This is a genomic window from Pseudomonas sp. AM8, from assembly GCF_036346475.1.
GTDB classification, from domain to species: Bacteria; Pseudomonadota; Gammaproteobacteria; order Pseudomonadales; family Pseudomonadaceae; genus Aquipseudomonas; species Aquipseudomonas marginalis.
The window spans coordinates 14,887-40,070 of sequence record NZ_JAOTNX010000027.1 but is presented as its reverse complement, the minus strand read 5'-3'; the positions used below and the strand labels follow the sequence as shown (position 1 = coordinate 40,070).

Below are 25,184 nucleotides of genomic sequence, written 5' to 3'. Positions count from 1 at the left end.
GGGCAAGCCCGCTCACCACAAAAAAAAGCCCGCTTCGTTAACCGAAGCGGGTTGCTGTCAGGTTAATCAGCGGAGAACTTGAAGACGGTGTTCTGGGTATACGTCTGCCCCGGATTTAAACGGGTCGAGGCAAACGTCGGCTGGTTAGGCGCATCCGGAAAGTGCTGGGTCTCCAAGGTGAAACCACTCCAGTGCAGGTAGGTCTTGCCACCTTTGCCCTTCACCGAACCATCCAGGAAGTTGCTGGTATAGAACTGCACGCCCGGTTCGCTGGTGTAGAGCTGCAAGCGCCGGCCTGACGCCGGGTCGTGCACCTCGGCGGCGAGTTGCTTGACGTCGCCCTTGGTGTCCAGCGCCCAGTTGAAGTCAAACCCGCCCTGTTTCGGCTCGGCAAATTTGAGCTGCGGGTGATCTTCCTTGATGTGCTGGCCGATCGGGGTGGGCTTGAGGAAGTCCATCGGCGTGCCCTTGACCGGTGCCAGTTCGCCGGTAGGAATCAAGGTGGCATTCACCGGGGTGTAATGGCTGGCATGCAATGTAGTGACGTGCTTGAGGATGTCGCCGTTACCCGCACCGGCCAGGTTGAAGTAGCTGTGGTTGGTGAGGTTGAGTACCGTCGGCTTGTCAGTGGTGGCCTTGTAGTCGATGTGCAGTTCGTTCTTGTCGTTGAGGCGATAGGTGACTTCGGTTTTCAAATTACCGGGAAAGCCCATCTCGCCGTCCTTGGACAGGTAGCTCAGCTTCACGCCGACCGAATCCTTGTCCTTGACCGGCTCGGCCTTCCACACCTGCTTGTCGAAGCCCTGGGCGCCGCCATGCAGTGAGTTGGGGCCGTCGTTGAGCGGCACCTGGAAGCGCTTGCCGTCGAGTTCAAAGGCGCCGCCGGCCAGGCGATTGCCGAAGCGGCCAATGGTTGCGCCGAAAAACGCCGTACCGCTTTGATAGCCTTGCACGTCGTCAAAGCCCAGCACCACGTCGTCGACCTTGCCGTTTTTGTCCGGCACTTTCAGCGATTGCAACACGCCGCCGTAGGTGATCACCGTGGCTTGCATGCCGTGGCTGTTGCGCAGGATGTACTGTTCGACGGCGGTGCCGTCGTTGGTTTTACCGAAAGGTTTTTGCTCGCTGCTCAGGCCGGCCGCCTGGGCGCCGCCGCTGGCGATCATCATGGACAGCGCCAGGCCGGACAGCAGGTATCGTGGGTGCTTCATGGTCGAACTTCCTTTTGTTGTTTTGAGTGGAATAGTTCTACTAATAGCGATATTTTGTCGGTTGGACAGCGAATTTATAGCCTTTAAAGCCGATTTCGTAAAATAAAATAAGACTAATTGATCGAGGCATCCTTTTATGAGTACTGAACACGCCGTTTATCCCGACCTCAAGGGCAAGACCGTATTGATTTCCGGGGGCGCCTCGGGGATCGGCGAATTCATGGTGCGGGCCTTCGCCGCGCAGGGTGCCAGGGTCGGGTTTGTGGACCGCGCGCAAAGCCAGGGCGAACGCCTGGCGGCGCTGTTGAGTTCCCAGGGGCATGCTGTGGAGTTCGTGTGCTGCGACATCACCGATGAAATCGCCTACAAAGCGGCCATAGGGCGCTTCGAGCATTCCCTGGGGCCGATCAGCGTACTGGTGAACAACGCCGCCAATGACGTGCGCCACACCCTGGAAGAAGTCGATTCGGAAACCTTCGACAAGCTGATCTCAGTCAACCTCAAACACGCCTTCTTTGCCGCCAAGGCCGTGGTGCCGATGATGAAACGCGCCGGCAGCGGCTCGATCATCAACCTCGGCTCCGTCGGCTGGATGATGGCCTCCGCCGGCTACCCGGTGTACGCCGCCAGCAAGGCCGCCGCCCACGGCATGACCCGCGCGCTGGCACGGGAGCTGGGGCCGAACCGTATCCGTGTGAACACGCTGGTGCCCGGTTGGGTGATGACCGAAAAACAGCTGTCCATGTGGGTGGATGACGCCGCCAAGGAACTGATCAGCCGCAGCCAGTGCCTGCCCGGCAGCGTACTGCCGGAACACATCGCCAATATGGCGCTGTTTCTTGCTTCCGATGCCTCGGCGATGTGTTCGGCGCAGAACTTTATTGTGGATGGCGGCTGGGTCTGAGCCTGACTCAATCCTTCATGCAACCCAGGCCAATGTGGGAGGGGGCTTGCCCCGATAGCAGTCTTTCAGTAATACATCTGCTGACTGACACACCGCTATCGGGGCAAGCCCCCTCCCACATTTGAACTGCGGTGCTTAGGCGATGGGGTAACGCTTGAACGCCGGATGCTGCTCCAGCCTTTCGGCATGCCGTTGCAGGTTGGGAAATGCATCCGCCTTGACCACCGATGCCACGGTGAACTGGCTGAACGACCACGCCACCGCCGCCGTAATCGACGCCTGGGTCAGTGCTTCGCTGTCGCCCAGCTGCTTCTCCAGCAATCCATAGGCCGCGAGCAATTGGCCGGTCACACGCTCAAGCCACGGTGCATGCAGTTTCTCGGCCGGGCGCAGGTTGTGTTCATAGACGATCTGCACGCTCTTCTCACAGGCTGCCAGCGCCAGTCCCAGAACGTGCAAGTCCTTGGCAAGTGCCGCAGGATGCTGGGGCAACAGCTTCCTGTCAGCCGGGGCCAGGGTTTCCAGGTAGTCCAGGATCAGGCTGGAGTCCATCAACACCGTGCCATCGTCCAGCACCAGGGTAGGGGCCTTGACCACTGGGTTGATCTGCGCAAATTCGTCGAAGGTGCGGAACACGGACAAGGGTTCATGCACGAAATCCACCCCGTACAGGTCCAGGGAAATAGCCACGCGGCGCACGTAGGGCGAGTCCAGCATGCCGATCAGTTTCATGAAGCCTCCATTGCTGTCAGGGTGACGAGCCCAAGAGATTAAGGGCACTCGGTCGCCCGGCGCAATTGTTGATACGCCTGCACCAACTGCTCCAGGCTGAACGCCAGGTTGCGTCCGCTGGGATTGGGCAGCACCCACACTGACGCACCGCCCAGCACCTTTGGCTGCAAGCCCCAGGCAATCTCGCGTTGGCCGCTCAACGCGCTGTAGCCGGGCTTGCCCAGGAACGCCACGAAGCGCGGCGCGCAGTGGCGGATTTTGTGTTCGAAGTTCGTCGCGGCCTGTGTGAACTCATGCCGTGCCAATTCGCCCGCGCTGGCCGTGGGACGATCCACCAACGTGGTCAGGCCGCAGTGGTAGTGCAGCAGCGTACGCCCGTGTTCGGGGCGGATTTCATGGGGCGTGAAGCCGGCCAGGTGCAGGGTGCGCCAGAAGCGGTTGCTGCGGTTGGCGAAATGCAGGCCGAGGGCGGCGGAACCCTTGCCGGGGTTGATGCCGCAGAACACGACCTTCAGGTGATTGGCGAGGATATCTTCGAGTCTGTCGGCCATGTGGGGGTATCTGAATGTGAGCCAATCGGTAAGATGCGCTTTGAATTCATCCATCCCAAGCGCCTCAGGAGCAGTGAGCATGACCGATTCATCCAGCTATGTCCCACCCAAGGTCTGGACCTGGGACGCCGAAAGTGGCGGCACCTTCGCCAGCATCAACCGGCCCATCGCCGGCGCTACCCATGAAAAGCAATTGCCGGTCGGTAAGCATCCGCTGCAGCTGTATTCCCTGGCTACGCCCAACGGGCAGAAGGTCACCATCCTGCTCGAGGAACTGCTGGCCCTGGGGCACAGCGGCGCGGAATACGACGCCTGGCTGATCAAGATCGGCGACGGCGACCAGTTCGGCAGCGGCTTTGTCGGGGTCAACCCGAACTCGAAGATCCCGGCCTTGATGGACCACAGCGGCGCCCAGCCGATTCGCGTGTTCGAGTCCGGCGCGATCCTGCAGTACCTGGCCGAGAAGTTCGGCGCCTTTTTCCCCACCGAGCCTGGGGCCCGTGCGGAATGCCTGTCGTGGTTGTTCTGGCAGATGGGCAGCGCACCGTACCTGGGCGGCGGCTTCGGGCATTTCTATGCCTATGCGCCGAGCAAGATGGAATACCCGATCAACCGCTTTGCCATGGAAACCAAGCGCCAGCTGGATGTGCTGGACCAGCGCCTGGCCGTGAGCGAATACATCGCCGGGGATGAATACACCATCGCCGATATCGCCATCTGGCCGTGGTACGGCGGGTTGGTCAAAGGCCGCTTGTATGGGGCGGCGGAGTTTCTCTCGGTGCACGAGTACAAGCACGTACAGCGCTGGGCGGACGCGATTGAGGCGCGGCCGGCGGTGCAGCGTGGGCGGCGGGTGAATCGGGTGTCGGGCGAGGAACAGTTGCCCGAACGCCATGATGCAAGTGACCTGGACTGATTCGCTGATCGTTCCCACGCGCGTGGGAACGATCACTGATCTTCGATTTACTTGTAGCGCTGTTCGAACACCGCCACCTGTTCGGGCTTGATGAGCTCGAACGGCACCCACACCTCGGACTCGATCGGCTCGCCCTTGATCATCCTGATCGCCGACTGCACCGCTTGCGTGGCCTGGGCCTTGGGGTCCTGGAATACCGACGCCGTGAGCATGCCGCGCTTGATCGCCGCCAGACCGTCAGGCAAGCCGTCGATGCCGATAATCGCGATCTCGCCCTTGGCCTTGCCCGCCTGTTGCAAGGCCATGGCCGCGCCAATCGCCATTTCATCGTTATTGGCCACAATCGCATCGAACTGCGTGCCGGCCAGCAGCCAGTTGCTGGTCAGGTCCATGCCCTTGTTGCGTTGCCACTCGGCGCTTTGCTGCTCCACCACCTTGATGCCGGGAAAGTCCTTGAGCACCTGCTTGACGCCTTCGGTACGGTCATGGGTGGCGTTCTGTGCGAGGTCGCCCATGATGATCGCCACATTGCCTTTGCCGCCGAGCTTTTCCGCGAGGTAGCGCATCTGCAATTGCCCGGCCTCGATATCGTTGGATGCCACGGTGACCACGCCCTTGGGCAAGGTGCGCTCATCCGGGTGGCGGTTGACGTACACCAGCGGCGTCTTGGCCGCCACGGCGGCGCGGGTCATGTTGGCGGTGGCGGCGGTGTCCACCGGCAGCACGATCACGGCGTCGACTTTCTGGTTGAGAAAACCTTCGACCTGGTTGAGCTGGCGCACCACGTCGCCCTGGGCGTCTTCGAACTGGATCTGCACGTCCTGTTGCTTGGCGGCATTTTCCAGGCCGGTGCGCACGTAGGTCATGAAGTTATCGTCGACCCGCGCGATGCTCACGCCGATGCGATACGCGGCGAAGGTCCATTGGCTGAACAGCAGTAAAAACGCAGCAACAAGCAATGAATAGCGATGCATGAGGGTGTTCCTTTTATTGTTATAGGGTGAACGCTTGACGGAAACGCTCCAGGGCCAACTCGCTGTCGCCGCTGGCCCAGCCTTCGAGGCCGACCACACCGGTGTAGCCCATGGCGTGCAGGGCCCTGGCGATGGCCGGGTAGTGGATTTCGCCGGTGCCAGGCTCCTTGCGTCCGGGCACGTCGGCCACCTGGATTTCACCGATGGCGCTGCCTGCGCGCTGGATCAGCTCGATCAGGTTTCCTTCGCCGATCTGCGCGTGGTACAGGTCCAGGTTCATCTTCAGGTGCGGGCTGCCCACGGCTTCGATCAGCGCCAGGGTGTCGTCGGCGCGGGCGAACGGGGTGCCGGGGTGGTCGACCTCGGTGTTTAGGTTTTCCAGCAGGAACACGCGGCCGGCGTCTTCGCCCAGGCGCGCGATTTTTTCCAGCGCCTTGCACGCGCTCAGCCACATGCGTCCGGTGGTCTGGCTCACGGGCTGCACCGGCAGGCCGCCGTCACCCAGTCCGGTGCCGTGCAGGTTGAGGCTGGGGCAATTCAGGCGCTCGGCGACGCCGATGGATTCGCGCGCGCTGTCGAGCAGTTGGCGGATGCCGTCGGGGTCGGTGAGGGTGCCGCTGATATAGCCGGTCATCGAGGTGAAATCGGCGCCGGTGGCGGCCAGGGCGCTGATGTCTTTATTGGTCCAGTTCCAGATTTCGGCACTGAAACCCAGTGCATGGATGCGCTTCACGCGCTCGACGAAGGGCAGGTCGAGAAACACCATCTCGGCACTGATCGCCAGTTTGAACGGGCTCATCAGCGGGCTCCCTGCACGGCCACGGCCTTGCCGGTCTGGAACGACTCGATACAGGCGCGGGCGATCGCCAGGGCGGCGCGCGCGTCTTCACCACTGGCCATGGGCTTGGCGCCGCTGCGCAGGCAGTCGACAAAGTGGTTGAGTTCGGCGATGTAGGCGTCGCGCAGCAGGTCGGTGTCCATGCGCTGGGTGTCGGCCTGGATGCCCTCGGCCAGGTAGCGCACCAGGTCGGAGTCGTTGAGGCTGCCCATGCTCAGCATGCCGGCGCTGCCGAACACTTCGCCGCGCACGTCGTAGCCGTACACCGCCTGGAAGTTGGCCTCGGCAGTGGCGATGGCGCCGTTGTCGAAGCGGATCGCGACCACGGCGGTGTCGAGGAAACCTTTGCTTTTGTACTCCGGCGCGATCAGTGCGTCGGCCATCACATACACCTGCACCGCTTCGGCACCGGGGTTGAGGTAGCGCAGGGTGTCGAAGTCGTGGATCAGGGTTTCCAGGAAGATCACCCATTGCGGCGAATTGGCCGGGTTGTTGAGTGCCGGGTCGCGGGTCAGCGAGCGCAACAACTGCGGTGTGCCGATGCGGCCGGCCGCCACGTCGAGGTGGGCCGTGCGGAAGCTCTTGGCGAAACGCCGATTGAAACCGACCTGCAGCGGCACGCGCGCATCGGCCGCGGCGGCAATGGCGCGGTCGGCTTCGTCGAGGGTGATGGCCATGGGTTTTTCGCAGAAGATCCCCTTGCCCGCGCGGGCGGCGCTGATCACCAGTTCGGCGTGGCTGCGGGCGGGGGCGGCGATGAGGACGCCGTCGATGTCCGGGTCGTCGAGCAGCTGTTGCGGGTCGGTGTAGACCTTGGCTACCCCCAGTTCGGCCGCCAGGCGTGCGGCTTGGCCTGGAGTGGGGTCGGCGATGGCGGCGAGGGTTGCGCCAGGGATGTGTCGCGCAGCGGTCAGGCCGTGGAAACTGCCCATGCGACCCGCGCCGATCAAGCCCAGGCGGATGTTCTGTGTACTCATGAAATAACCCCTTTTTATTGTTGGCCGCAGGACAGCCCTGACTGGCAAAGGGGCAGGAGCAAAGGTTATGCCAATTTATAACTGTCTGATAAATAAGGATTTATAAAATACAATAAACAAAATGTGTTCATTCTGATGACATGCCTATACTGACATGTCAAAAACATGAACATGGATACCGCCCGATGAGCATGGCGTTCAGCGTACAAGACCTCGACTACCTGACGGCCCTGGGGCCTGCGGCGCTGAACGACGGCCCCGTGGCTGCGCTGGAACAGGCGTGGCGCGCGTGCCTGGCCGGGCAGGTGCAGCGCCCGGCCGAGGTGCGGCAGGTGATCTGGGATTCCTGGCGCCGCAGTGTCGAGGCGGGTATCGACCCGGATGACAGCCAGTACCGCTTTGTGGCGCCCCACGACCTTGCTGCCACCCTGGCCACCCACCGTGTCCTGATCGCCGCCGCTGCGCAGGTCATGCATGGCCTGCTGGCCTATAACCCGCGAGGGCATATCAACCTCACCGACGCCGAGGGCACCACCCTGTATTTCTGCGGGCTGGACATCACCCCCGTCGGGAGCCGCCTGCTCGAATCGGTCCAGGGCACCAACTGCACCGGCCTGGCCCTGGCCGAAGACCGCCTGGTGTACGTGCTGGCCGAGGAGAACTTCGGCAGCGGCCTGCGCCAACGCCGTATGCACTGCGCCGCCGCGCCGATCAGGAATGCCCAGGGCCAGACCCTGGCGATGCTGACCCTCACCGCCGAACCCGGCTGGTTTCATTTTCACACCCTCGGTACCGTACAAGCGGCTGCCGAAGCGGTCTCCCGCCAGATGGCCTTGCAAGCGCTGTTGGAAGAGCAGCAAACCGTGCTCGAAGTGCTTAACGAAGGCCTGGTGGTGCTCGATGAGCGCGGCTGCATCAAGGCGCTCAACCGTTATGCCCGGCAACTGTTCGGGGTGGGGCTGGAGCTGATCGGCAGCCCCTTCCAGCGCCTGGGCCGCAGTGAGCTGAGTGACGCCATGCTTCTACGCGGCGGCGAGCCGGTGCGTGACCTCGATTGCACCTTCCACCTGCACGACCGCAGCCAGCTCGCCTGCCTGGTCTCGGTGTGCCCGCTGGAGCAGGGCGGGGTGATCGTGTCCCTGCGCGAGAACCGCCGCATCCGTGAAATCACCCGGCGCATCATCAGCACCCAGGCGCGCTACACCTTCGACACGATCCAGGGCACGTCGCGGGCGATCCAGGACGCGCTGCACCTGGGACGCATCGCCAGTCGCAGTGAATCCACCACCCTGATCCTCGGCGAAAGCGGCACCGGCAAGGAGCTGTTCGCCCAGGCCATCCACAACGCCAGCGACCGCGCCAACGGCCCGTTCGTGGCGGTCAACTGCGGCGCGATCCCACGGGACCTGGTGCAGAGCGAGCTGTTCGGGCACGTCGAAGGCGCGTTCACAGGCTCGGCGCGGGGCGGGTCGGCGGGCAAGTTTGAACTGGCGGATGGCGGCACCATCTTTCTGGATGAGATCGGCGATATGTCCTTCGACGCTCAGGTCAGCCTGCTGCGGGTGTTGCAGGAAGGCGAGATCACCCGCGTCGGCGCGAAAAGCTCACGGCCAGTGGACGTACGCATCATCGCCGCGACCCACCGCAACCTCAGCCAGGCGGTGGCCGAAGGGGCGTTCCGTGAAGACCTCTACTACCGCCTCAACGTACTGAACCTGACCGTGCCGCCGCTGCGCATGCGCCGTGAAGACATCCCGTTGCTGGCGCGGCACTTCCTCACGCGCTGTGTTCGTTCGCTGCGTAAAGCGGTGCAGGGCTTTGCCCCGGATGCGCTGGAATTGCTCTCGGCCTACGCCTGGCCAGGCAATGTGCGCGAGTTGGAAAACAGCATCGAACGCGCCACCAACCTGGCGACGGGCGAACTGATCCAGGCCGCCGATCTACCCCTGGAAACCAGACCGCGCGCCACGCTGCGCCACCACGAACCTCAGCCCGCCCAGGACCTGAGCAGCCACGAAATGCACGCCATCGTCGCCGCCCTCAAAAGCACCGGCGGCAACATCCGCCTGGCCGCCCGGCAACTGAACGTATCGCGGGGTGGGCTGTACAACAAGATGAGTCGGTTCGGGCTGAATGCCGCAGATTTTCGCGGCGCGTAAGGTTGAAATGCGGGAGGGGGCTTGCCCCCGATAGCCATAGGTATCTACACAACGTTGGCTCAACGCTGAAAGTGCGGCAGATAGGGCTGTCGTGGTGAGCGGGCTTGTCCCGCGCTGGGCTGCGCAGCAGCCCCAAAACCAGCCTCTACAGAGTGTCTGATACACCGCGATCTTCTTGACTGGGGCTGCTACGCAGCCCAACGCGGGACAAGCCCGCTCGCCACAGGGAGATTTGTCAGGGTCTGAAAAGTTGCGTAGATACCCTTGCCCCGATAGCGGAGTGTCAGTTGACATCTACTTAACTGATCCGCCGCCATCGGGGGCAAGTCGAATCGTCGCACCGCCCCTCCCACATGTTTAACCGCGTTTCAGGCAGTTGATGGAGCGATCCACAGTGGTTTTGGCAATTTCCAGCAAATGCCACACCGCCAAGATCTTCGCCCGCTCCGGGCTTTCCTGTTGCTCCCCACAATCCAGCGCAGTCGCCGACGCACTGTCGAGCAAACTGGCGGTGTAGAGCAGGGCATCTTCAAAGCTCAGGTCTTCGTTGACGGAGTGAAAGCCTTGGGTGGGGAGATAGTGGTCGATGGCGCGGTTGAAGGCGGCGCGGTCTTTGGCGGGATCGAAGGGTGGGTCGGGTACGACTTTATTCATTGTGCAACTCCTATTGAGCTAAGGAGCTACCGCCAACGCTGCTAAACGAGGGTGGCAGCTGTACGCGGGTTAGCAGACCGGTCAATAGGAAAACCAGCGCACCCGAAGGTGCCCCGCGCACAGCCACCATAAACGCAGATGTGAACCGTGTGCCTATTGACGTCAGGCTGCTAAACCCGATCACTGATGAGCAGTGACGGACCGCAGACTAGCCACCGATTCCAGCAGGCACAAGGCGGCCAGGATTGTCTAGGAAACGTCCTGCAATTAAAAGGGACCGGCCTTGCTGGCCCTTTACAAACCATGACAAAACGCCACCAAGCCAGCAATGGAACGCGGTCGATGTGGGAGGGGCGGTGCGACGGTTCGACTTGCCCCCGATAGCTGAGTGTCAGTTGACATCTACTTAACTGACCCACCGCTATCGGAGGCAAGCCCCCTCCCACATTTTGATCTCCATGTATCAGGTACACATGTTCTCCGACGTCACAATCTGCGGCGCGATATGCACCCGATGCCGCCCCGGATCAAACCCCTCGGCACTCTGCAATTCCACCAGCAACTGCACCAGCGCGTTCGCCGTCTGCCTGGGCTGTGAGTCCATCACCACATCGATCAACCCCTGGCTCAGTGCCTGGCGTGACAGCGCCGTGGACTCCTGCAAAATGCAGCACAACGCCGGGCGCTTGGGCAGTTGCGCGAGGGCGCTGATGATGCCGTCGCCGCCGCCGCCCACCACACACAGGCCGCGCAGGTCGGTGTGGCGGGTGAGCAGGTCGAGGGTGGCTTCTTCGGTGATGTCGCAGTTGTCCAGGTTGATCAGCGGCTCCAGCGGTTTGAGCCCCGGGGCGTGTTCGGTGAGGTAGCTGTGCAGGCCTTCGACCCGTGCCTGGTGACCGAGGAAGCGATGGCCGCCGAGCAGGATCCCCACGCTGCCTTTGCGTGCGCCGCAGGTGCGGGCGAGCAGCCAGCCCATGGTGCGCCCGACCACGTGGTTGTCCTGGCCCACATAGGGTTCAAGGGCTTGCTCATGAATATCCGAGAGCAGGGCCACCACCGGCACACCGGCCTCGCGGATCTGCGCCAGGCAGGCGTTGATCAGCGGGTGGGCGAAGCTGACCACCGCCAGGCCATCGCACTGCACGGCCAGTTGTTCGATCTGCGCGACGATGGCGCTGGGTGTGCGGTCGTTGATGTAGTCGAATTGGCAGGTCAGGTTGGCGGTGGCGTGATGCTGCGCCGCCTCGCTGATCGACTGCGCCAGGTGGGCATAGAACGCCTGGGCGGTGCCCAGCAGCAGAATGCCGAAGCGATAAGTCGGCCGGCGTTCGCGTATGCGTTGGCCGATCAGCCGCGCCGCAAAATAGCCCACCGCTTCGGCGGCCTGGAACACCTGCTCGGCCGTCTGCGGATTGACTGGCGCACGCGCATTCAGCACGCGGTCGACGGTGGCCACGCTGAGGCCCGCATGGGCGGCGACGGTGGCGATGGTCGGGCGTTTATTGTTGTTCATGACAGCCCCCTTGAGCGTCTTGATAGAAAACTATCAAGCCCCGCTGGGCCTGGATGATAGCTTGATAGGGAATGGATTCAAGGCCTTGAGAGTGATTTAGCCGCGCTCTATCGTTGGTTTCGCAAAGCACCTGAAACCTCTCGCTTGCGGAGAACAATAACAATGCCTGAACACACCGCTCACACCGCTCGGCGCGACTACAGCCTCACCGGCCCCGAAGCCGCCCGCGCGGCGGAAAAAGGCCTGGTCTCGGCCAGTTGGTACCAATCGCCGATTTCCCGTAAACGCATGAAAGAACTGATGCAACGCCGCGACGGCCCGGCCTTGCTCGACACCGCTATGTGGGTGAGTGCACTGTTCGCCACCGGCTTCGGCGGTTACTGGTTCTGGGGCACGTGGGCCTGCGTACCGTTCTTCCTCGCCTATGGCGTGCTGTACGGCACCGCGTCCAATCCGCGCTGGCACGAAACCGGCCACGGCACCGCGTTCAAGACCCGCTGGATGAACGACGTGCTGTACCAGGTCGCAAGCTTCATGTGCATCTTCGAACCCCACGTGTGGCGCTGGAGCCATGCCCGGCACCACACCGACACCATCGTCGTCGGCCGCGACCCGGAGATCGTCGAGCCACGCCCGCCGAGCCTGCCGATGATGTTTCTCAGCCTGTTCAACCTGCCCCTGGCCTGGAAGACCTTCAGCGGCGTGGCGCGCCATGCCATCGGCCAGATGAGTGCCCAGGAGGCGGACTTCATTCCCGAATCCGAGTGGCCGAAGGTGTTCCGTGCTGCGCGTATCTGGGTCGGCATTTATGCGCTGGTGATCGGCTCCGCGTTGTACCTGCACAGCTGGCTGCCGCTGATGCTGGTCGGGCTGCCCAGTATCTACGGCGCCTGGCTCGGCTACGTGTTCGGCCTCACCCAGCATGTGGGCCTGGCCGAAGATGTGCTTGACCACCGCAGCAACTGCCGCACCATCTACATGAACCGCGTGCTGCGTTTTATCTACATGGACATGAACTACCACCTCGAACACCACATGTACCCGATGGTGCCGTACCACGCATTGGCGCAATTGCACGAAGAGATCCGCAGCGACTGCCCGCCGCCGTACGCCAACCTGTTCGAGGCGTACAGGGAGATCATCCCGACGATCTGGAAGCAGCGCAGCGATCCGACTTACTTCGTCCAGCGTCCCATCCGCCCCAGTGCTGAACCGGCCGCCAGGGCCCCGATGCATGCAGAAGCCACTGCCGGCTGAATCCCACCCAAGAACAAGAGAAAACGCCATGAACGATCAATGGATCGACGTCTGCGCCGTGGGCGAAATAGACGCGGAAGACGTGCTGCGCTTCGACCACGGGGCGCACACCTACGCGGTATTCCGCTCGGCGGACAATGAGTTTTTCGCCACCGCCGGCCTGTGTACCCACGAGAAAATCCACCTCGCCGACGGCTTGGTGATGGACCATGTGATCGAGTGCCCCAAGCACAACGGGCGCTTCGATTACCGCTCGGGCAAGGCCCTGGGCGCGCCGGTGTGCGTCAACCTCAAGACCTACCCGGTACGGGTCGAAGCGGGGCGGGTTTTGCTCGCCGTCACGGCTTGATGATGGACGCCGCCCTGATCATCGTCGGCGCCGGCCATGCCGGTGGCCGCGCGGCACTGACCCTGCGTGAAGAAGGCTACAGCGGACGCCTGATCCTGATCGGCGACGAGCCGCACGTGCCCTACGAGCGGCCGCCCCTGTCCAAGGGCCTGTTGCAAGGCAACATGGACCTGGCCGGCTGCAGCCTGTGCGACAGCGCCCGGCTCGCCGAGTTGGGCATCGAACATATCGCCGGTAACCCGGTCAGCCAATTGGACCCGCCGCAACACCGCCTGCAATTGGCCGACGGCCAGTGGTTGAGCTACTCCGGGCTGTTGCTGGCCACTGGCGGCAGGGCGCGACGCTTGCCCCAGGCGCAGGCCAACGTGCTGTACCTGCGCACCCATGATGAAGCGCTGGCGCTGAAATCCGCGTTGCAGCCCGGAGCGCGGCTGGTGATTATCGGCGGCGGGTTTATCGGCCTGGAAGTCGCGGCGACCGCTCGTGGCCTGGGCTGTGAGGTGACGGTGCTCGAAGCCGGGCCGCGCTTGGCGGGCCGGGTGCTGGCGCCGGTCATCTCCGAAGCGCTGCTGCAGGTGCATCGGCAACAGGGTGTCGACGTACGCTTGAATGTGGCGTTGGAGTCGATCCATGCAGAGGCGGTGCAACTGGTGGACGGGCAGTTACTGCCCTGCGACCTGGTGGTGGTCGGCATCGGCATGCAACCGAATATCGAGCTGGCCGTGGCGGCGGGGCTGGAGGTGGGGCAGGGCATTCGCGTCGACGCGCACCTGCGCACCAGCGCGCCGGACATCTACGCGGCAGGTGACGTGTGCGAGTTTCGCCTCGGCGGTGAGTACCAGCGCCAGGAAACCTGGCGCAATGCCGAGGCGCAAGGGCGGCATGCGGCGCTGAACATGCTCGGGCGTGATGAGCCGTTCGAAGCGCTGCCCGGCTTCTGGTCCGACCAGTACGACTGGGGCTTGCAGACCGTGGGCGTGATCACGCCGCTGACCGTCAGCCGTGCCTTGCCGGGCGCGGGCCTGTTGCTGTTCTACCTCGACGCCGAGCAACGCTTGCAAGGCGCCTGCGGCTGGAGCCCCGGCAACAGCGTGGCCAAGGACATCAAGCTGTGCGAACGCCTGATCAACGCGCGCATCGCCCTGAACGCGGCCAGCCTGGCCGACCCCGACGTGTCCCTCAAACACCTGCTGCGAGGCTGATATGCGCCAATTCCTGGTATTCCAATCCCTCTGGGCGATGCACACCGAGCCCGGCCCCATGGAGGCCCAACTCGACCGCATCAAGGCCGCCGGTTTCGACGGCATTACCGATCACTATTGGCACGCCGCCGATGTCGCGCGCCTGCACGCCGCCGCCACGGCGCGGGGCCTGCAGATCGAAGGCCAGTTGTTCCCGCAAAGCGTCGACGACCTGGCGGCGGCACTGGACGTGATCAGCCGCCACGGCTGCCACCACCTCACCCTGCAAGCCGATGTGCGCCCGCGCACCCAAACCGAGGCCGCCCGTTTGATCGAAGGCTGGCAACGCCTGGCCGAGCAGGTGGACTTTCCGGTGCTGCTGGAAACCCACCGCTATCGCCTGACCAACGACCTGCTGTTCACCCTCGACCTGCTGGCGCAGATGCCCGATTTGAAGCTGCTGGCCGACCTGTCTCACTACGTGGTCGGCCGCGAGTTGCCCGAGCCCGGCGCCGCCGAAGACGACGAGCAGATCCGCACGATCCTGCGCCACAGCTGGGGCTTTCATGGCCGTGTGGCCAGCAGCGAACAGGTGCAGGTGTCGCTGGCGTTCCCCCAGCACCAGGCCTGGGTGCAGCGCTTTACCCAGTGGTGGCGCTACGGGATCGAGGACTGGCTGGCCCGCCCCGAGACCCCGCACAGCCTGTCCTTCACCTGCGAACTGGGCCCGCCGCCCTATGCCATCACCGGTGCCGATGGGCGTGAAATCAGTGACCGCTGGGCCGAGGCGTTGCAGCTCAAGGCCTTGATTCGCGACGTGTGGCAGGCGTGCCGGAAATGATCTGCTAACCTGCGCGGGTTCACTCCCGCCCTTAGCCTGGATTTGCCCCATGCCGACTTCCTCCGTTCAGCCGCCTCTTGAACCGCAGTCCGTCTGCCACCCGATCACCAGCAGCGCGATCTTTATGGTCGCCACCATCGTCCCCGGCAGTGAAGACGGCGTGCGCGCCTGGTGCGCAGACATCGCCGGGCTGGTGCGTTCGGTGGGCAAGCGCGTGCCGGCGGGCAACCTCACCTGCGTCTGCGGCTTTGGCTCGCAGGCCTGGGACCGCTTGTTCGGCGCACCGCGCCCGGCGGCGTTGCACCCGTTTCGCGAGTTCGGTGTGGAAGGGCGCATGGCGTTATCGACGCCCGGCGACATCCTCCTGCATATCCGCGCCGAGCAGATGGACCTGTGCTTTGAACTCGCTACCCAGCTGATGACAGCGTTGGGCGATAGCGTGAAGGTGGTGGATGAAGTCCAGGGTTTCCGCTACTTCGACATGCGCAGCATCATTGGCTTTGTCGACGGCACCGAGAACCCGGTGGGGCGCAAGGCCGTGGGTTTCACTATCGTTGGCGACGAAGATCCCGGATTCGAAGGCGGCAGCTACGTGCTGGTGCAGAAATACCTGCACAACATGACCGCCTGGAACAGCCTGACGGTGGAAGCCCAGGAGAAGGTGATCGGGCGTACCAAGCTGTCGGATATCGAGTTAGGCGAAGACGCCAAGCCGAGCAATGCCCACAGCGCCCTGACCGTGATCACCGACGAGAACGGCGAAGAAGTCAAAATCCTGCGCGACAACATGCCCTTCGGCCGCCCCGGTGCCGGGGAGTTCGGCACCTACTTCATCGGCTACGCACGCTCGCCGCAGCCGCTGGAGCTGATGCTGGAAAACATGTTCGTCGGCCGCCCGGCAGGCAACTACGACCGCTTGCTCGACTTCAGCACGGCGGTCACCGGCGGGTTGTTTTTCGTGCCATCGGCCGACCTGCTCGAAGCACTGGCGGAGCGTACGGGCGGGCTGTAAAGCAAAGCAGTTCAAATGTGGGAGGGGGCTTGCTCCCGATAGCATTGGGTCAGTTAAAGTTGCATCAACTGACACGCCCTCATCGGGGGCAAGCCCCCTCCCACATGAGATTGATGCCGGGTTGAGACGGGGTGTTATATCAACCCAGCAGCCCGGTACTGACGGCCACAATCAGGAACACCCCCAGCAGCGCGCGATAGATCACAAACGGCCAGGTGGAGAACCGCTCGAGGAACTTCATCAGGCCCCAGATCGCGAAGAACGCCGAGACGCTGGCCACCACCAGCCCGAACAGCAAATGCGGCCAGGCATGGGCGGGCATATCGGCGTGCAGCAGTACCCACAGCTCCTTCAAGCCGGCGAGGGCGATGGCGGGCAGGCCCAGCAGGAAGGAAAAGCGTGCGGCTTCTTCGCGTTTGAAGTTGAGGAACAGGGCCGCGGTGAGGGTCGAGCCGGAACGCGATACGCCGGGAATCAACGCGCCGATCTGCGCGACTCCGACGATCAGCGCATCGCGCAGGCGCATCTGGCTGACCTCGCGTGTATGCCGGGCGCGCAGCTCGGCCGCCGCCAGCAATACCGCCATCACCACGCAGGAAATCCCGATCACCATCAGCCCGCGCAGCGGCGAATTGCAGGCGTTCAGGGTCGACGACAAGGCCAGCCCGGCAATCCCGATCGGAATGGTCGCCAACACAATCGCCACCGCGAGCTTGAACCATGGATCGTTGTAGTCGCCCCGGCGCACCGCGTCGATGCTGCCCGTGGTCACTTGGCGTACATCGCGCCAGAAATAGCTGACCACCGCCGCCAGTGCCGCCAACTGCATGGCCGCTGAAAACGCCGAGCCGGGGTCTTGCCAGCCGAGCAGGGCGGGCACTACGCGCATATGGGCGGTGGAGGAGACCGGCAACAGTTCGGTAATGCCCTGGATCACGCCCAGGATGAAAATCTGCAAGTAATCCAGGGAGGCGAAGCCCACATCCAGGCCGGCGGTACAGACGTTCGTCAAAATACGTGTCCTTGAGGAAAGGTAGAGATCGGCGAAGTTTATTCGAAATGTTTCAAGAATTCGGCCAAGGCAATCGCTAACTGCAATCGGTTCAGCAAGTAGAAAGGTTCGCGGCGCTATTGGACTGCGCCGAGGTTTTGTGAACAATGGCGCCCTGCGTTTTTTGACCGAGAGCCCAATGCCTGAAACTACCGTGGAACTGATCCAGACCGGCCCTGAAGAAGCCGAGCTGATCCGCAATCTCTACCAGTACTACGCCTATGAATCATCGGACTGGGAGCAGGAAGATGTCGAGGCGGACGGCCGTTTCTACATCCATGACCAGCACCTGAACCGCTACTGGCAAGACCCGCACTGGAGCGCCAACCTGTTGTTGGTGGACGGCTATATCGCCGGCTTCCTGCTGATCGAGGGCAGCGAGTTGCCGGGCATCGACGCCCTGGAACTGGCCGACCTGTTTATCCTCAAGCGCTATCGCCGCAAAGGCATCGGCCGCGCCATCGCCACCCAGGTGTTGTGCAGCGGCGAGGCGGATTGGCTGGTGCGGTTTTATGACCAGGACGAAGTGTCCCAGGCGTTCTGGCGTACGGTGCTGGATAACCTGCCGCGCCCGGTGCAGGCCCTTGAACTGGCGGATGACCCGCAGTTGATGAGTTACCTGGTTACGCGGGCGGTGTTGCATTAAAGGTGTGCTGCATCGCCTGGGGCGGTTGCCCGAACGCCCTTAGAAACGCCTGGCGCATGCGCTCGCGATCACCGAAGCCGGTTTCGCGGGCCACCACTTCCACCGGGTGGCGGCTGGTTTCCATCATCGCCCGTGCGGCTTCAACCCGCAGGGATTCGATGGCCTTGGCCGGCGTCTGCCCGGTTTCTTCGCGAAATACCCGGCTGAACTGGCGCGGGCTCAGCCGGGCCACCTCGGCCAGGGCGTCCACCGACAGGTCGTGGGTGAGGTTTTCGCGGGCGTAGGCCAGGGCCAGTTGCACGCGGTCGGACTTGGGGTCCAGCTCCAACAGTGCAGACAACTGCGATTGCTCGCTGCCCCGGCGCTGGGCGATCACCAGCTTGCGCGCAATGCGCCGGGCGAGGTCGCTGCCCAGGTCGTTCTCCACCATGGCCAGCGCCATGTCCACCCCGGCACTCATGCCGGCGCCGGTCCATACCTGGCCGTCGACGATAAACAGCTTGTCTTCTTCCAGGCGGATGTCCGGATAGCGCTTGCGAAAGGCCGGCGCGTGGATCCAGTGGGTGGTGGTGCGCTTGCCGTCGAGCAAGCCGGCCTCGGCCAGCACGAAGATGCCCATGCACAGCGAGGCGACACGCCGCGATTGAGCCGAGGCGGCCTTGACCAGTTCCAGCAGGTTGGCCTCGGGCAGGCGAAACTCCAGGTAACCGCTGACGATCAGCGTGTCATAGCCTTGGGGCCGCAGGGGCGAGGTGTTCACCGAGAAGCCCTGGGACGTCATCACCGCGCCGCCGCTTTCCGACACCAGGTGAAACTCATAGGCGGGCTCACCGCGCAGCAGGTTCGCGCACTCGAACACCGAGCCCAGGCTGAGGCTCAGGGATTGGAAGTTCGGGTAAACCATCAGCGCAACGCTGTGCATCGCATGTCTCCAGGGGCGTGGGAGGGTGGATTGTCGGCGGCTGCCGGGAAAACGGCAACCGACTTCGGGTCATGTCCGGAATCCTTGCGCATATGACATTGTGAGGGGTTGGCGCGGCCCCTAACATTCCCTCAACGAACTAGACGACTGGTCTAATCGGACGGAGTGAAGCATGAGCAGCGAAACTAAAAGTGCACGGCAGACCATTCTCGACACGGCGCAGTTGATTGTTGGCCGTAAAGGATTCTCTGCGGTGGGCTTGAACGAAATACTTCAAGCCGCCCAGGTGCCTAAAGGTTCGTTCTATCACTACTTCAACTCCAAGGATGGCTTCGGTGTCGTGTTGCTCGACGCCTACTTCGACAACTACGTGCATGGCATGCAGCAACTGTTCGACCAACCCGGTTTATCCCAGCACGCCAAGTTGATGCGTTATTGGCAGGCCTGGATCGACAACCAGACCGGCTGCACCGATGCGGGCAAATGCCTTGCCGTCAAACTGGGTGCGGAGGTGTCAGACCTTTCAGAGCCCATGCGCCTGGCGCTGGAACGTGGCACGTCGCGCACCATCGATCTACTCGCCATCGCCATACAGCGTGGCCTTGAGGACGGTTCCCTGGACGTCGACCAAGCCCCTGCAAGCCTGGCCCGGCGCCTGTACGCGCTGTGGCTGGGGACCAGCGTGATGAGCAAGATCACCCGTACATCCGCGCCTTTCGAGGAGGCGTTGCTGCTGACCCGACAGCTGTTGGGTTGCCCTGGACACACAGACATTCACTGATCGAGGCACTGGAAAATGAAAGTATTAATGGTACTGACCTCTCACGACCAGCTTGGCGACACCGGCCGCAAGACCGGCTTCTGGCTCGAAGAATTTGCCGCACCCTATTACGTGTTCAAGGACGCCGGCGCCGAACTGGTGCTGGCGTCCCCGGCCGGTGGCCAGCCGCCCCTGGACCCGGTGAGTGACGCGCCCGACGCGCAAACCGAGCAGACTCGCCGCTTTGCCGCCGACCCTGCCGCGCAACAGGCCCTGGCCAGCACGGTCAAGCTGGACACGGTCAACGCTGACGACTTCGACACCGTGTTCTACCCAGGCGGCCACGGCCCGCTGTGGGACCTGGCAGAGTCACCGGTGTCCATCACCCTGATCGAGTCCTTCGAGCGTGCCGGCAAGCCCATCGGCTTTGTCTGCCACGCACCGGGCGCCTTGCGCCACGTCAAGGCGGTCAATGGCGAGCCGCTGGTCAAGGGCCGTCGCGTCACCGGCTTCTCCAACTCGGAAGAAGCGGCGGTGGGCCTGACCGAGGTGGTGCCGTTCCTGATTGAAGATGATTTCAAGGCACTGGGCGGCAACTATCAGAAGGGCGCCGACTGGCAATCCTTCGTGCTCGAAGATGGTTTGCTGATCACTGGGCAGAACCCTGCCAGTTCCAGTGACGTGGCCAAGGCGCTGCTCAAACTCACCGCGTAAGTTAATTAACCCTTCCATTCATTGGCGACTTGCAACAGTCGCCAATGCGTTTGCTCGTCTCGAATTTGGAATACCCCAATGACTAACAGCATCTTAAGTACCCCGGTCAAACTGGGTCATCACACCTTGAACAACCGTATCGTGCTGCCACCGTTGACACGCCAGCGCAGCGCCCAGCCCGGCGATATCGCCACCGACCTGATGGCCGAGTATTACCGCCAGCGCGCTACGGCCGGTTTCATGGTCAGCGAAGGTACGCAGATCGAACCCCGTGGCCAGGGTTATGCCTGGACGCCGGGCATCTACACCCCGGCGCAGATCGACGGCTGGCGCAAGGTCACCGACGCGGTGCATGCCGAAGGCGGGGTGATCTTTGCCCAGCTGTGGCATGTGGGCCGTGTGTCCCATAACGCCTTGCAGCCTGACGGCGCCGCACCGGTGGCACCGTCGGCGATTCAAGCCCAGCAAGCCAAGGCCTTTATCGAGACCGGGCCTGGCACGGGTGAATTGAAGCAACCGCCGGTGCCTCGCGCCTTGAGCGTGCTCGAGATTGAAGAATTGGTCGGGCACTACGCCCAGGCCGCACGCAATGCCCTGGACGCCGGGTTTGACGGCGTGGAAATTCATTCGGCCAACGGTTACCTGGTCAACCAGTTCATCTCGGCCCATTCCAACCAGCGCGACGATGAGTACGGTGGTTCGCTGCACAATCGCCTGCGCTTTTTGCGCGAGATCGTCGAAGCCGTCAGCAAGGTGGTCGGGCCGGAGCGCCTGGGCGTGCGGTTCTCGCCGTTGTTCAGCGGCACCGACCAGGACCGTGTGTACATCGGCCTGGTAGAAGAAGACCCGCACCACACCTACATCGAAGCGATCAAGGTGTTGGAGCAGTCAGGCATCGCCTACGTGTCCATCGCCGAAGCCGACTGGGACAACGCCCCCGTGCTGCCCGACAGCTTCCGGGAAGCCGTGCGCAGCACCTTCAGCGGTCGGATTATCTATGCCGGTCGCTACACCGCTGAACGCGGCGCGAAACTGGTGGACGCCGGTCTGGCGGATTTGATTGCGTTCGGACGGCCGTTCATTGCCAACCCGGACCTGCCGCAACGGCTATTCAAGGGCTGGCCGTTGAACCCGCTGCGGGAAGAGGGGATGTATGGTGGGGGGGAGGTGGGCTACATCGACTACCCCACCTACCTCGGGTAATCACGCGGTCAATGTGGGAGGGGGCTTGCCCTGATGCCAGCCATTTAAGAAGGAACACTGTAACTGTGGTGAGGGGGCTTTTTGTGGTGAGCGGGCTTGCCCGTCCCGCATTTTTTTGTGTTGCCTGCTGGTTACTCCACCCGCAACACAATCTTGCCGATATGGTCCCCACCTTCCATCCGCGCATGGGCCTGGGCGGCGTCGGTGTATGCGTACACCTTGTCGATGATTGGCAGGCAACGCCCGGCCTCCAATACCGGCCAGATGTACTCGCGCAACTGTTCGGCAATCGCGGCTTTTTCAGCCTTGCTGCGCGCACGCAACAGCGAGCCGGTAATCACCGCGCGCTTGCCGAGGATGCTCAACAGGTCGACGTCGTTGGCCTTGGCGCCGCCGAGGAAACCCAGCATCACCAGGTGGCCGTCCATGGCCAGGGCCTTGAGGTTGTTGTTCAGATACGAGCCGCCCATGATGTCGAGGATCACATCCACACCCTGGCCGTTGGTCTGTTGCGCGATGACCTCGGCAAAATCCTGCTCGCGATAATTGATCGGCTCGCCGCCCAGCTGGGCAATGGCCGCGCATTTGTCGGCGCTGCCGGCGGTGGCGAAGGCCTGGATGCCGAATTCGCGGCACAGCATCAGCGCGGTCGTACCGATGCCGCTGGTGCCGCCGTGGATCAGCACGCGCTGGCCGGTGTGGGCATCGCCGAGGCCGAACAGGTTGGCCCACACGGTGAAGAAGGTTTCCGGCACGGCGGCGGCTTGAATCCAGTCCATGCCTTCAGGAATCGGCAGCGCCTGGCTGGCGGGCACCGTGCAGAACTGCGCATAGCCGCCGCCATTGGTCAGGGCGCAGACCTTATCGCCCACGGCGTATTCGGTCACGCCGTCGCCCAGCGCGGCCACTTCGCCTGCCACTTCCAGGCCAGGCAGCGGGTTCATGCCGGGTTTCATCGGGTACTTGCCGGCGCGTTGCAGGGCGTCGGGGCGATTGACACCGGCCGCATGCACGCGAATCAGGATCTCGCCGGGGCCCGCCACCGGTACATCTGCCCGGCGTGGTTGCAGCACCTCGGGGCCACCGGGGGTGGTGATTTCGATCAGGGTCATTTCTTTGGGAAGCGTCATTTCAGATTACCTGCAGCGATGAGCGTATGGGTTGGGACCGCGTCGGACGGCCGACGGTTCAGCAGGCGCATGCCCGGTTCCAGGGCCAGGGCGACCACTATCGCCCCCGCGGCGATCATGAACAACAGCGCATGCTGGCCTCCGCTGACGTTGAACAGGGCGGAATAGGCAAACCCCGAGAGTGCCTGGAAAGTAGCAAAGGACACCGTGGCACGGCTCCACGCGACCTGCTGCTGATGATGGTTGGGGAGCAGTTCGTGCACCCGCGCCAGCGCCAACGGCACGATGCCCGGCGGGAAAGAACCGAGGATCACCGCGAGCACCGCCAGGCCAGTCAACGAGCCGGCAAACGGCAACGCACCGACGGCAATCGCCTGCACCACCAGCACCACGCGGATGCTCAAGCGCGCCCCCAGTTTATCTGCGAGGAACCCGTAAGTGACCGGCCCGACAATCGACCCCAGGCCGTACATCACCCAGATCATCGCGCCGATATGCGCCCCGGCCCCCAGGCCACGGGCCACGTAATCCACCAGGAACACCATCGCCGGTACCAGCCCCGCGGCCATAAAGGCGTATTGGGCGAACAGCAGGTACACGCCGGAAGGCGTTGCTACGGCCGCGCCGGATGGCGGCGCGTCTTCATGCAGCGTGCCCGCAGGCCAGGCGAACCAGCTGGCGGCAGTCAGCACCAGGGCCAACAGGCCGAGGCCGAACCAGGTCTGCTGCAAACCCAGGCTCAGCAGCGGCGGCACAAGGGTGCCGGAGCCGGCGATGCCCAGGCCGATGCCGAGGAAGATCGCCCCACTGGCCAGACCCCGGCGTGCGGCCGGTACATGGGGCAACACGGTCGCCGCCACCAGCACCATGATTGCGCCACCGGCAATCCCCGACAGCAGGCGCCAAGCGAAGAACCACACCACCGACAGCGGGAAGCCACAGGCGAAGAACGCCAGGGTCACCGCAACCATCATGAGGCGCAGCGCGGTCCTGTTCGAGGTGCGCTGGGCGATGGGCCGCCCGATCAGCGCGCCGATCAGGTAACCCACCAGGTTGGCGGCACCGAGGTACACCACGTCATTGGCGCTGAACCATTGGGCCTGGATCAGCGACGGAGTCAATGGCGTATAGGCAAAACGTGCCAGGCCGATGCTGACCAGGCTGGCGCACAGGCCTGCGAAGATCGGCAGCCACACGGAGCGGCGGGGTGGGGCGTGAGTGTCGAGCATGATGGCGGTCCTGGGTATTTTTCTCTGGTGCCCAGCATATCCAGGTTTTTGGATGCAATAATGCAGCGAATACACGTCGCTGTGATGCAGATATGCAGCATAAGGAGGCAGCATGAATTGGGATGATGCACGGGTATTCCTGGCGGTCTGCCGCGAGTCGACGTTGCGCGGGGCCGCACGGGTATTGGGGGTCGACCAGGCCACAGTCGGGCGGCGGGTCAACGCCCTGGAAAAGTCCCTGGGTGCCACGCTGTTCCTGCGCACCTCCGAAGGCTACGCCCTGACCGCCGTCGGCGAGGCCGCCCTGTACTCGGTGGAAAAAATGGAACGCTCGGCCCTGGAGCTGGAGCGCCAGATCCAGGGCCTGGATGACCGCCTGACCGGCACCGTACGGGTCAGCACCACCGACTCCCTGGCCATCGACTTCCTGATCCCGGCGATTGCGCGCCTGCACGTCCAGCACCCGGATGTGCGCGTGCAGCTCGACGCGTCGACCCAGTTCCTGAGCCTGGCCAAACGCGAGACCGACATCGCCGTGCGCAACACCCGCCCGGACAGCCCCGACCTGATCGCCCGGCGTCTCGCGTGCTGGCCGGTGGGGTTGTTTGCGTCCCAGGCCTATATCGATCGCCAGGGTACGCCGGAGCCGGGCAGCCTGTTTGAAGGGCATGATCTTGTGGTCTATCAACCGTACCTGCAAACCCAGAAGGACATGACCCTGGTCTCGGAACCCCTGGGCCGTGGGCGCATCGTCGCCGCCCTGAGTTCCAGCCTGTTGGTGCGCCGCTCTATCGCCGCCGGGATCGGCATCGGCGAAATCCCGATCCTCACCGGCGAGCGCGACGGGCTGGTACGCCTGTGGCCGGAGCGCGCGCGGCCGTTGCCTTACGACGTCTGGCTGGTGACCCACGCCGACCTGCGCCACACCGCACGGGTGCGGGCGGTGATCGATGAAATCGTCGCGGGGTTTGCCGGAACGGGGGATTAGTCAGCACAGGCTTGCAAGCATGCGTACCGCGCCGTGGACACAATCGACGTCGATAACCTGTCAACCCACCGGAGCGCATATGAACGAATCAAGACACCAGGACCTGGGGCTGTTGTTTCTGCGAGGCAGCGGGGCGCTGTTCCTGCTGTGGGTGCATGGCCTGCCCAAGTTGCTCAACTACAGCGAGCAGTTGAAGCAGATCGAAGACCCGTTTCACCTAGGCGCCCATGTCACCTTGCTGCTGGCGATTTTCGCCGAAGTGCTGTGCCCGCTGCTGATCATCGCCGGGGTGCTGGTGCGCCTGGCGTGCCTGCCGATTCTGGCGGTGCTGTTGATTGCTATGGTGGTGGTGCATCCGGAGTGGACGCTGCTGGAAGGGCAATTCGGCTGGCTGCTGTTGATCATGTTCACCAGCATCCTGATTGCCGGACCAGGGCGCCTGGCACTGGAAAAAAAGGCCGGGTAAACCAAC

General features: G+C 63.3%; 25 protein-coding genes and 1 pseudogene. 14 read left to right on the top strand and 12 right to left on the bottom strand.

What is annotated here, in order from left to right:
• Nucleotides 1–62: 62 nt before the first annotated feature.
• The gene (locus tag V3W40_RS34145) at nucleotides 63–1,211 is read right to left on the bottom strand and encodes an aldose epimerase family protein (RefSeq protein ID WP_065923809.1); all 1,149 of its coding nucleotides are present in this window, start codon (nucleotides 1,209–1,211) and stop codon (nucleotides 63–65) included.
• A 136-nt stretch (nucleotides 1,212–1,347) separates the two neighbouring features.
• Between V3W40_RS34145 and V3W40_RS34140 the strand changes: the two genes are divergently transcribed.
• Nucleotides 1,348–2,115 (top strand): SDR family NAD(P)-dependent oxidoreductase, encoded by a 768-nt coding sequence (locus V3W40_RS34140; RefSeq protein WP_065923810.1) that lies wholly within the window; start codon nucleotides 1,348–1,350, stop codon nucleotides 2,113–2,115.
• Nucleotides 2,116–2,250: 135 nt separating this feature from the next.
• Here V3W40_RS34140 and V3W40_RS34135 read toward each other — a convergent pair whose 3' ends face one another.
• On the bottom strand, nucleotides 2,251–2,847 hold the full coding sequence (locus V3W40_RS34135) for a glutathione S-transferase (protein WP_330216494.1): 597 nt from the start codon (nucleotides 2,845–2,847) through the stop codon (nucleotides 2,251–2,253).
• 38 nt (nucleotides 2,848–2,885) lie between these two features.
• Nucleotides 2,886–3,398: a G/U mismatch-specific DNA glycosylase gene (gene mug / locus V3W40_RS34130; RefSeq protein WP_330216493.1), complete on the bottom strand. Its 513-nt coding sequence runs from the start codon at nucleotides 3,396–3,398 to the stop codon at nucleotides 2,886–2,888.
• 79 nt (nucleotides 3,399–3,477) lie between these two features.
• On the opposite strand from mug, the gene yghU reads away from it, so the two are divergent.
• Nucleotides 3,478–4,314: a glutathione-dependent disulfide-bond oxidoreductase gene (gene yghU, locus V3W40_RS34125; protein WP_065923812.1), complete on the top strand. Its 837-nt coding sequence runs from the start codon at nucleotides 3,478–3,480 to the stop codon at nucleotides 4,312–4,314.
• Nucleotides 4,315–4,361: 47 nt separating this feature from the next.
• On the opposite strand, the gene V3W40_RS34120 is transcribed toward yghU, so the two are convergent.
• Genes V3W40_RS34120 through V3W40_RS34110 form a run of 3 tightly spaced genes read right to left on the bottom strand, consistent with a single transcriptional unit; the run spans nucleotide 4,362 to nucleotide 7,103 of the window.
• Complete coding sequence (locus tag V3W40_RS34120) at nucleotides 4,362–5,288, bottom strand: sugar ABC transporter substrate-binding protein (protein WP_027607581.1); 927 nt, start codon at nucleotides 5,286–5,288, stop codon at nucleotides 4,362–4,364.
• Nucleotides 5,289–5,307: 19 nt separating this feature from the next.
• On the bottom strand, nucleotides 5,308–6,087 hold the full coding sequence (locus V3W40_RS34115) for a TIM barrel protein (RefSeq protein ID WP_065923813.1): 780 nt from the start codon (nucleotides 6,085–6,087) through the stop codon (nucleotides 5,308–5,310).
• The gene (locus V3W40_RS34110; RefSeq protein ID WP_330216492.1) at nucleotides 6,087–7,103 is read right to left on the bottom strand and encodes a Gfo/Idh/MocA family oxidoreductase; all 1,017 of its coding nucleotides are present in this window, start codon (nucleotides 7,101–7,103) and stop codon (nucleotides 6,087–6,089) included. The genes V3W40_RS34115 and V3W40_RS34110 overlap by 1 nt, the downstream gene beginning before the upstream one ends.
• Before the next feature lie 185 nt (nucleotides 7,104–7,288).
• Here V3W40_RS34110 and V3W40_RS34105 point away from each other — a divergent pair, with 185 nt between their 5' ends.
• Nucleotides 7,289–9,262, top strand: coding sequence for a sigma-54 interaction domain-containing protein (locus tag V3W40_RS34105; protein ID WP_330216491.1), 1,974 nt, complete (start codon nucleotides 7,289–7,291; stop codon nucleotides 9,260–9,262).
• A 357-nt stretch (nucleotides 9,263–9,619) separates the two neighbouring features.
• Here V3W40_RS34105 and V3W40_RS34100 read toward each other — a convergent pair whose 3' ends face one another.
• Together V3W40_RS34100 and V3W40_RS34095 are read right to left on the bottom strand one after the other, a co-directional pair.
• The gene (locus V3W40_RS34100) at nucleotides 9,620–9,916 is read right to left on the bottom strand and encodes a DUF6124 family protein (RefSeq protein ID WP_330216490.1); all 297 of its coding nucleotides are present in this window, start codon (nucleotides 9,914–9,916) and stop codon (nucleotides 9,620–9,622) included.
• Between the two features lie 463 nt (nucleotides 9,917–10,379).
• Nucleotides 10,380–11,429, bottom strand: a complete 1,050-nt coding sequence (locus tag V3W40_RS34095; protein WP_330216489.1) for a LacI family DNA-binding transcriptional regulator — start codon at nucleotides 11,427–11,429, stop codon at nucleotides 10,380–10,382.
• Between the two features lie 162 nt (nucleotides 11,430–11,591).
• Here V3W40_RS34095 and V3W40_RS34090 point away from each other — a divergent pair, with 162 nt between their 5' ends.
• From V3W40_RS34090 to V3W40_RS34070, 5 genes are read left to right on the top strand one after another with little or no spacing between them, the layout of a single operon-like run.
• On the top strand, nucleotides 11,592–12,686 hold the full coding sequence (locus tag V3W40_RS34090; protein WP_074846092.1) for a fatty acid desaturase family protein: 1,095 nt from the start codon (nucleotides 11,592–11,594) through the stop codon (nucleotides 12,684–12,686).
• A gap of 28 nt (nucleotides 12,687–12,714) precedes the next feature.
• Nucleotides 12,715–13,035 carry a MocE family 2Fe-2S type ferredoxin gene (locus V3W40_RS34085; protein ID WP_027607575.1) on the top strand — a complete coding sequence of 107 codons (321 nt, stop codon included), beginning with the start codon at nucleotides 12,715–12,717 and terminating at the stop codon, nucleotides 13,033–13,035.
• Nucleotides 13,036–13,037: 2 nt separating this feature from the next.
• Nucleotides 13,038–14,237: an NAD(P)/FAD-dependent oxidoreductase gene (locus V3W40_RS34080; protein WP_330216488.1), complete on the top strand. Its 1,200-nt coding sequence runs from the start codon at nucleotides 13,038–13,040 to the stop codon at nucleotides 14,235–14,237.
• Between the two features lies 1 nt (nucleotide 14,238).
• On the top strand, nucleotides 14,239–15,057 hold the full coding sequence (locus tag V3W40_RS34075) for a sugar phosphate isomerase/epimerase family protein (protein WP_065926237.1): 819 nt from the start codon (nucleotides 14,239–14,241) through the stop codon (nucleotides 15,055–15,057).
• A gap of 49 nt (nucleotides 15,058–15,106) precedes the next feature.
• Nucleotides 15,107–16,069 (top strand): Dyp-type peroxidase, encoded by a 963-nt coding sequence (locus tag V3W40_RS34070; protein ID WP_330216487.1) that lies wholly within the window; start codon nucleotides 15,107–15,109, stop codon nucleotides 16,067–16,069.
• Nucleotides 16,070–16,208: 139 nt separating this feature from the next.
• Here the strand turns inward: V3W40_RS34070 and V3W40_RS34065 are convergent, their stop codons facing one another.
• A complete protein-coding gene (locus V3W40_RS34065) occupies nucleotides 16,209–17,081 on the bottom strand; it encodes an undecaprenyl-diphosphate phosphatase (RefSeq protein WP_330216486.1) in 873 nt (290 codons plus the stop codon).
• Nucleotides 17,082–17,259: 178 nt separating this feature from the next.
• Between V3W40_RS34065 and V3W40_RS34060 the strand changes: the two genes are divergently transcribed.
• Entirely contained in the window at nucleotides 17,260–17,766 is a 507-nt protein-coding gene (locus V3W40_RS34060) for a GNAT family N-acetyltransferase (RefSeq protein WP_043293772.1), read from the top strand.
• Here V3W40_RS34060 and V3W40_RS34055 read toward each other — a convergent pair.
• A complete protein-coding gene (locus V3W40_RS34055) occupies nucleotides 17,744–18,688 on the bottom strand; it encodes a GlxA family transcriptional regulator (protein WP_065926240.1) in 945 nt (314 codons plus the stop codon). The genes V3W40_RS34060 and V3W40_RS34055 overlap by 23 nt on opposite strands.
• A gap of 172 nt (nucleotides 18,689–18,860) precedes the next feature.
• Here V3W40_RS34055 and V3W40_RS34050 point away from each other — a divergent pair.
• The 3 genes and pseudogenes from V3W40_RS34050 (at nucleotide 18,861) to V3W40_RS34040 (ending at nucleotide 21,365) form a co-directional block, all read left to right on the top strand.
• A pseudogene (locus V3W40_RS34050) lies at nucleotides 18,861–19,488 on the top strand (TetR/AcrR family transcriptional regulator).
• Complete coding sequence (locus V3W40_RS34045; protein WP_323147080.1) at nucleotides 19,485–20,162, top strand: type 1 glutamine amidotransferase domain-containing protein; 678 nt, start codon at nucleotides 19,485–19,487, stop codon at nucleotides 20,160–20,162. The pseudogene V3W40_RS34050 and the gene V3W40_RS34045 overlap by 4 nt, the downstream one beginning before the upstream one ends.
• Nucleotides 20,163–20,240: 78 nt before the next feature.
• Nucleotides 20,241–21,365 carry an alkene reductase gene (locus V3W40_RS34040; protein WP_330216485.1) on the top strand — a complete coding sequence of 375 codons (1,125 nt, stop codon included), beginning with the start codon at nucleotides 20,241–20,243 and terminating at the stop codon, nucleotides 21,363–21,365.
• 131 nt (nucleotides 21,366–21,496) lie between these two features.
• Here V3W40_RS34040 and V3W40_RS34035 read toward each other — a convergent pair whose 3' ends face one another.
• Nucleotides 21,497–22,495 (bottom strand): NAD(P)H-quinone oxidoreductase, encoded by a 999-nt coding sequence (locus V3W40_RS34035; protein ID WP_065926244.1) that lies wholly within the window; start codon nucleotides 22,493–22,495, stop codon nucleotides 21,497–21,499.
• The gene (locus tag V3W40_RS34030) at nucleotides 22,492–23,724 is read right to left on the bottom strand and encodes a YbfB/YjiJ family MFS transporter (protein ID WP_330216484.1); all 1,233 of its coding nucleotides are present in this window, start codon (nucleotides 23,722–23,724) and stop codon (nucleotides 22,492–22,494) included. Before V3W40_RS34030 ends, V3W40_RS34035 begins: the two co-directional genes overlap by 4 nt.
• Before the next feature lie 112 nt (nucleotides 23,725–23,836).
• On the opposite strand from V3W40_RS34030, the gene V3W40_RS34025 reads away from it, so the two are divergent.
• Complete coding sequence (locus V3W40_RS34025; RefSeq protein ID WP_330216483.1) at nucleotides 23,837–24,712, top strand: LysR family transcriptional regulator; 876 nt, start codon at nucleotides 23,837–23,839, stop codon at nucleotides 24,710–24,712.
• A gap of 79 nt (nucleotides 24,713–24,791) precedes the next feature.
• On the top strand, nucleotides 24,792–25,178 hold the full coding sequence (locus tag V3W40_RS34020) for a DoxX family protein (protein ID WP_074846116.1): 387 nt from the start codon (nucleotides 24,792–24,794) through the stop codon (nucleotides 25,176–25,178).
• Nucleotides 25,179–25,184: the final 6 nt, after the last annotated feature.

Excerpts from the sequence above, each read along its gene's own strand:
- V3W40_RS34145 (WP_065923809.1), bottom strand. The coding sequence starts at position 1,211 with ATGAAGCACCCACGATACCTGCTGTCCGGCCTGGCGCTGTCCATGATG.
- V3W40_RS34140 (WP_065923810.1), top strand. The coding sequence starts at position 1,348 with ATGAGTACTGAACACGCCGTTTATCCCGACCTCAAGGGCAAGACCGTA.
- V3W40_RS34135 (WP_330216494.1), bottom strand. The coding sequence starts at position 2,847 with ATGAAACTGATCGGCATGCTGGACTCGCCCTACGTGCGCCGCGTGGCT.
- mug (WP_330216493.1), bottom strand. The coding sequence starts at position 3,398 with ATGGCCGACAGACTCGAAGATATCCTCGCCAATCACCTGAAGGTCGTG.
- yghU (WP_065923812.1), top strand. The coding sequence starts at position 3,478 with ATGACCGATTCATCCAGCTATGTCCCACCCAAGGTCTGGACCTGGGAC.
- V3W40_RS34120 (WP_027607581.1), bottom strand. The coding sequence starts at position 5,288 with ATGCATCGCTATTCATTGCTTGTTGCTGCGTTTTTACTGCTGTTCAGC.
- V3W40_RS34115 (WP_065923813.1), bottom strand. The coding sequence starts at position 6,087 with ATGAGCCCGTTCAAACTGGCGATCAGTGCCGAGATGGTGTTTCTCGAC.
- V3W40_RS34110 (WP_330216492.1), bottom strand. The coding sequence starts at position 7,103 with ATGAGTACACAGAACATCCGCCTGGGCTTGATCGGCGCGGGTCGCATG.
- V3W40_RS34105 (WP_330216491.1), top strand. The coding sequence starts at position 7,289 with ATGAGCATGGCGTTCAGCGTACAAGACCTCGACTACCTGACGGCCCTG.
- V3W40_RS34100 (WP_330216490.1), bottom strand. The coding sequence starts at position 9,916 with ATGAATAAAGTCGTACCCGACCCACCCTTCGATCCCGCCAAAGACCGC.
- V3W40_RS34095 (WP_330216489.1), bottom strand. The coding sequence starts at position 11,429 with ATGAACAACAATAAACGCCCGACCATCGCCACCGTCGCCGCCCATGCG.
- V3W40_RS34090 (WP_074846092.1), top strand. The coding sequence starts at position 11,592 with ATGCCTGAACACACCGCTCACACCGCTCGGCGCGACTACAGCCTCACC.
- V3W40_RS34085 (WP_027607575.1), top strand. The coding sequence starts at position 12,715 with ATGAACGATCAATGGATCGACGTCTGCGCCGTGGGCGAAATAGACGCG.
- V3W40_RS34080 (WP_330216488.1), top strand. The coding sequence starts at position 13,038 with ATGGACGCCGCCCTGATCATCGTCGGCGCCGGCCATGCCGGTGGCCGC.
- V3W40_RS34075 (WP_065926237.1), top strand. The coding sequence starts at position 14,239 with ATGCGCCAATTCCTGGTATTCCAATCCCTCTGGGCGATGCACACCGAG.
- V3W40_RS34070 (WP_330216487.1), top strand. The coding sequence starts at position 15,107 with ATGCCGACTTCCTCCGTTCAGCCGCCTCTTGAACCGCAGTCCGTCTGC.
- V3W40_RS34060 (WP_043293772.1), top strand. The coding sequence starts at position 17,260 with ATGCCTGAAACTACCGTGGAACTGATCCAGACCGGCCCTGAAGAAGCC.
- V3W40_RS34055 (WP_065926240.1), bottom strand. The coding sequence starts at position 18,688 with ATGCACAGCGTTGCGCTGATGGTTTACCCGAACTTCCAATCCCTGAGC.
- V3W40_RS34045 (WP_323147080.1), top strand. The coding sequence starts at position 19,485 with ATGAAAGTATTAATGGTACTGACCTCTCACGACCAGCTTGGCGACACC.
- V3W40_RS34040 (WP_330216485.1), top strand. The coding sequence starts at position 20,241 with ATGACTAACAGCATCTTAAGTACCCCGGTCAAACTGGGTCATCACACC.
- V3W40_RS34035 (WP_065926244.1), bottom strand. The coding sequence starts at position 22,495 with ATGACGCTTCCCAAAGAAATGACCCTGATCGAAATCACCACCCCCGGT.
- V3W40_RS34030 (WP_330216484.1), bottom strand. The coding sequence starts at position 23,724 with ATGCTCGACACTCACGCCCCACCCCGCCGCTCCGTGTGGCTGCCGATC.
- V3W40_RS34025 (WP_330216483.1), top strand. The coding sequence starts at position 23,837 with ATGAATTGGGATGATGCACGGGTATTCCTGGCGGTCTGCCGCGAGTCG.
- V3W40_RS34020 (WP_074846116.1), top strand. The coding sequence starts at position 24,792 with ATGAACGAATCAAGACACCAGGACCTGGGGCTGTTGTTTCTGCGAGGC.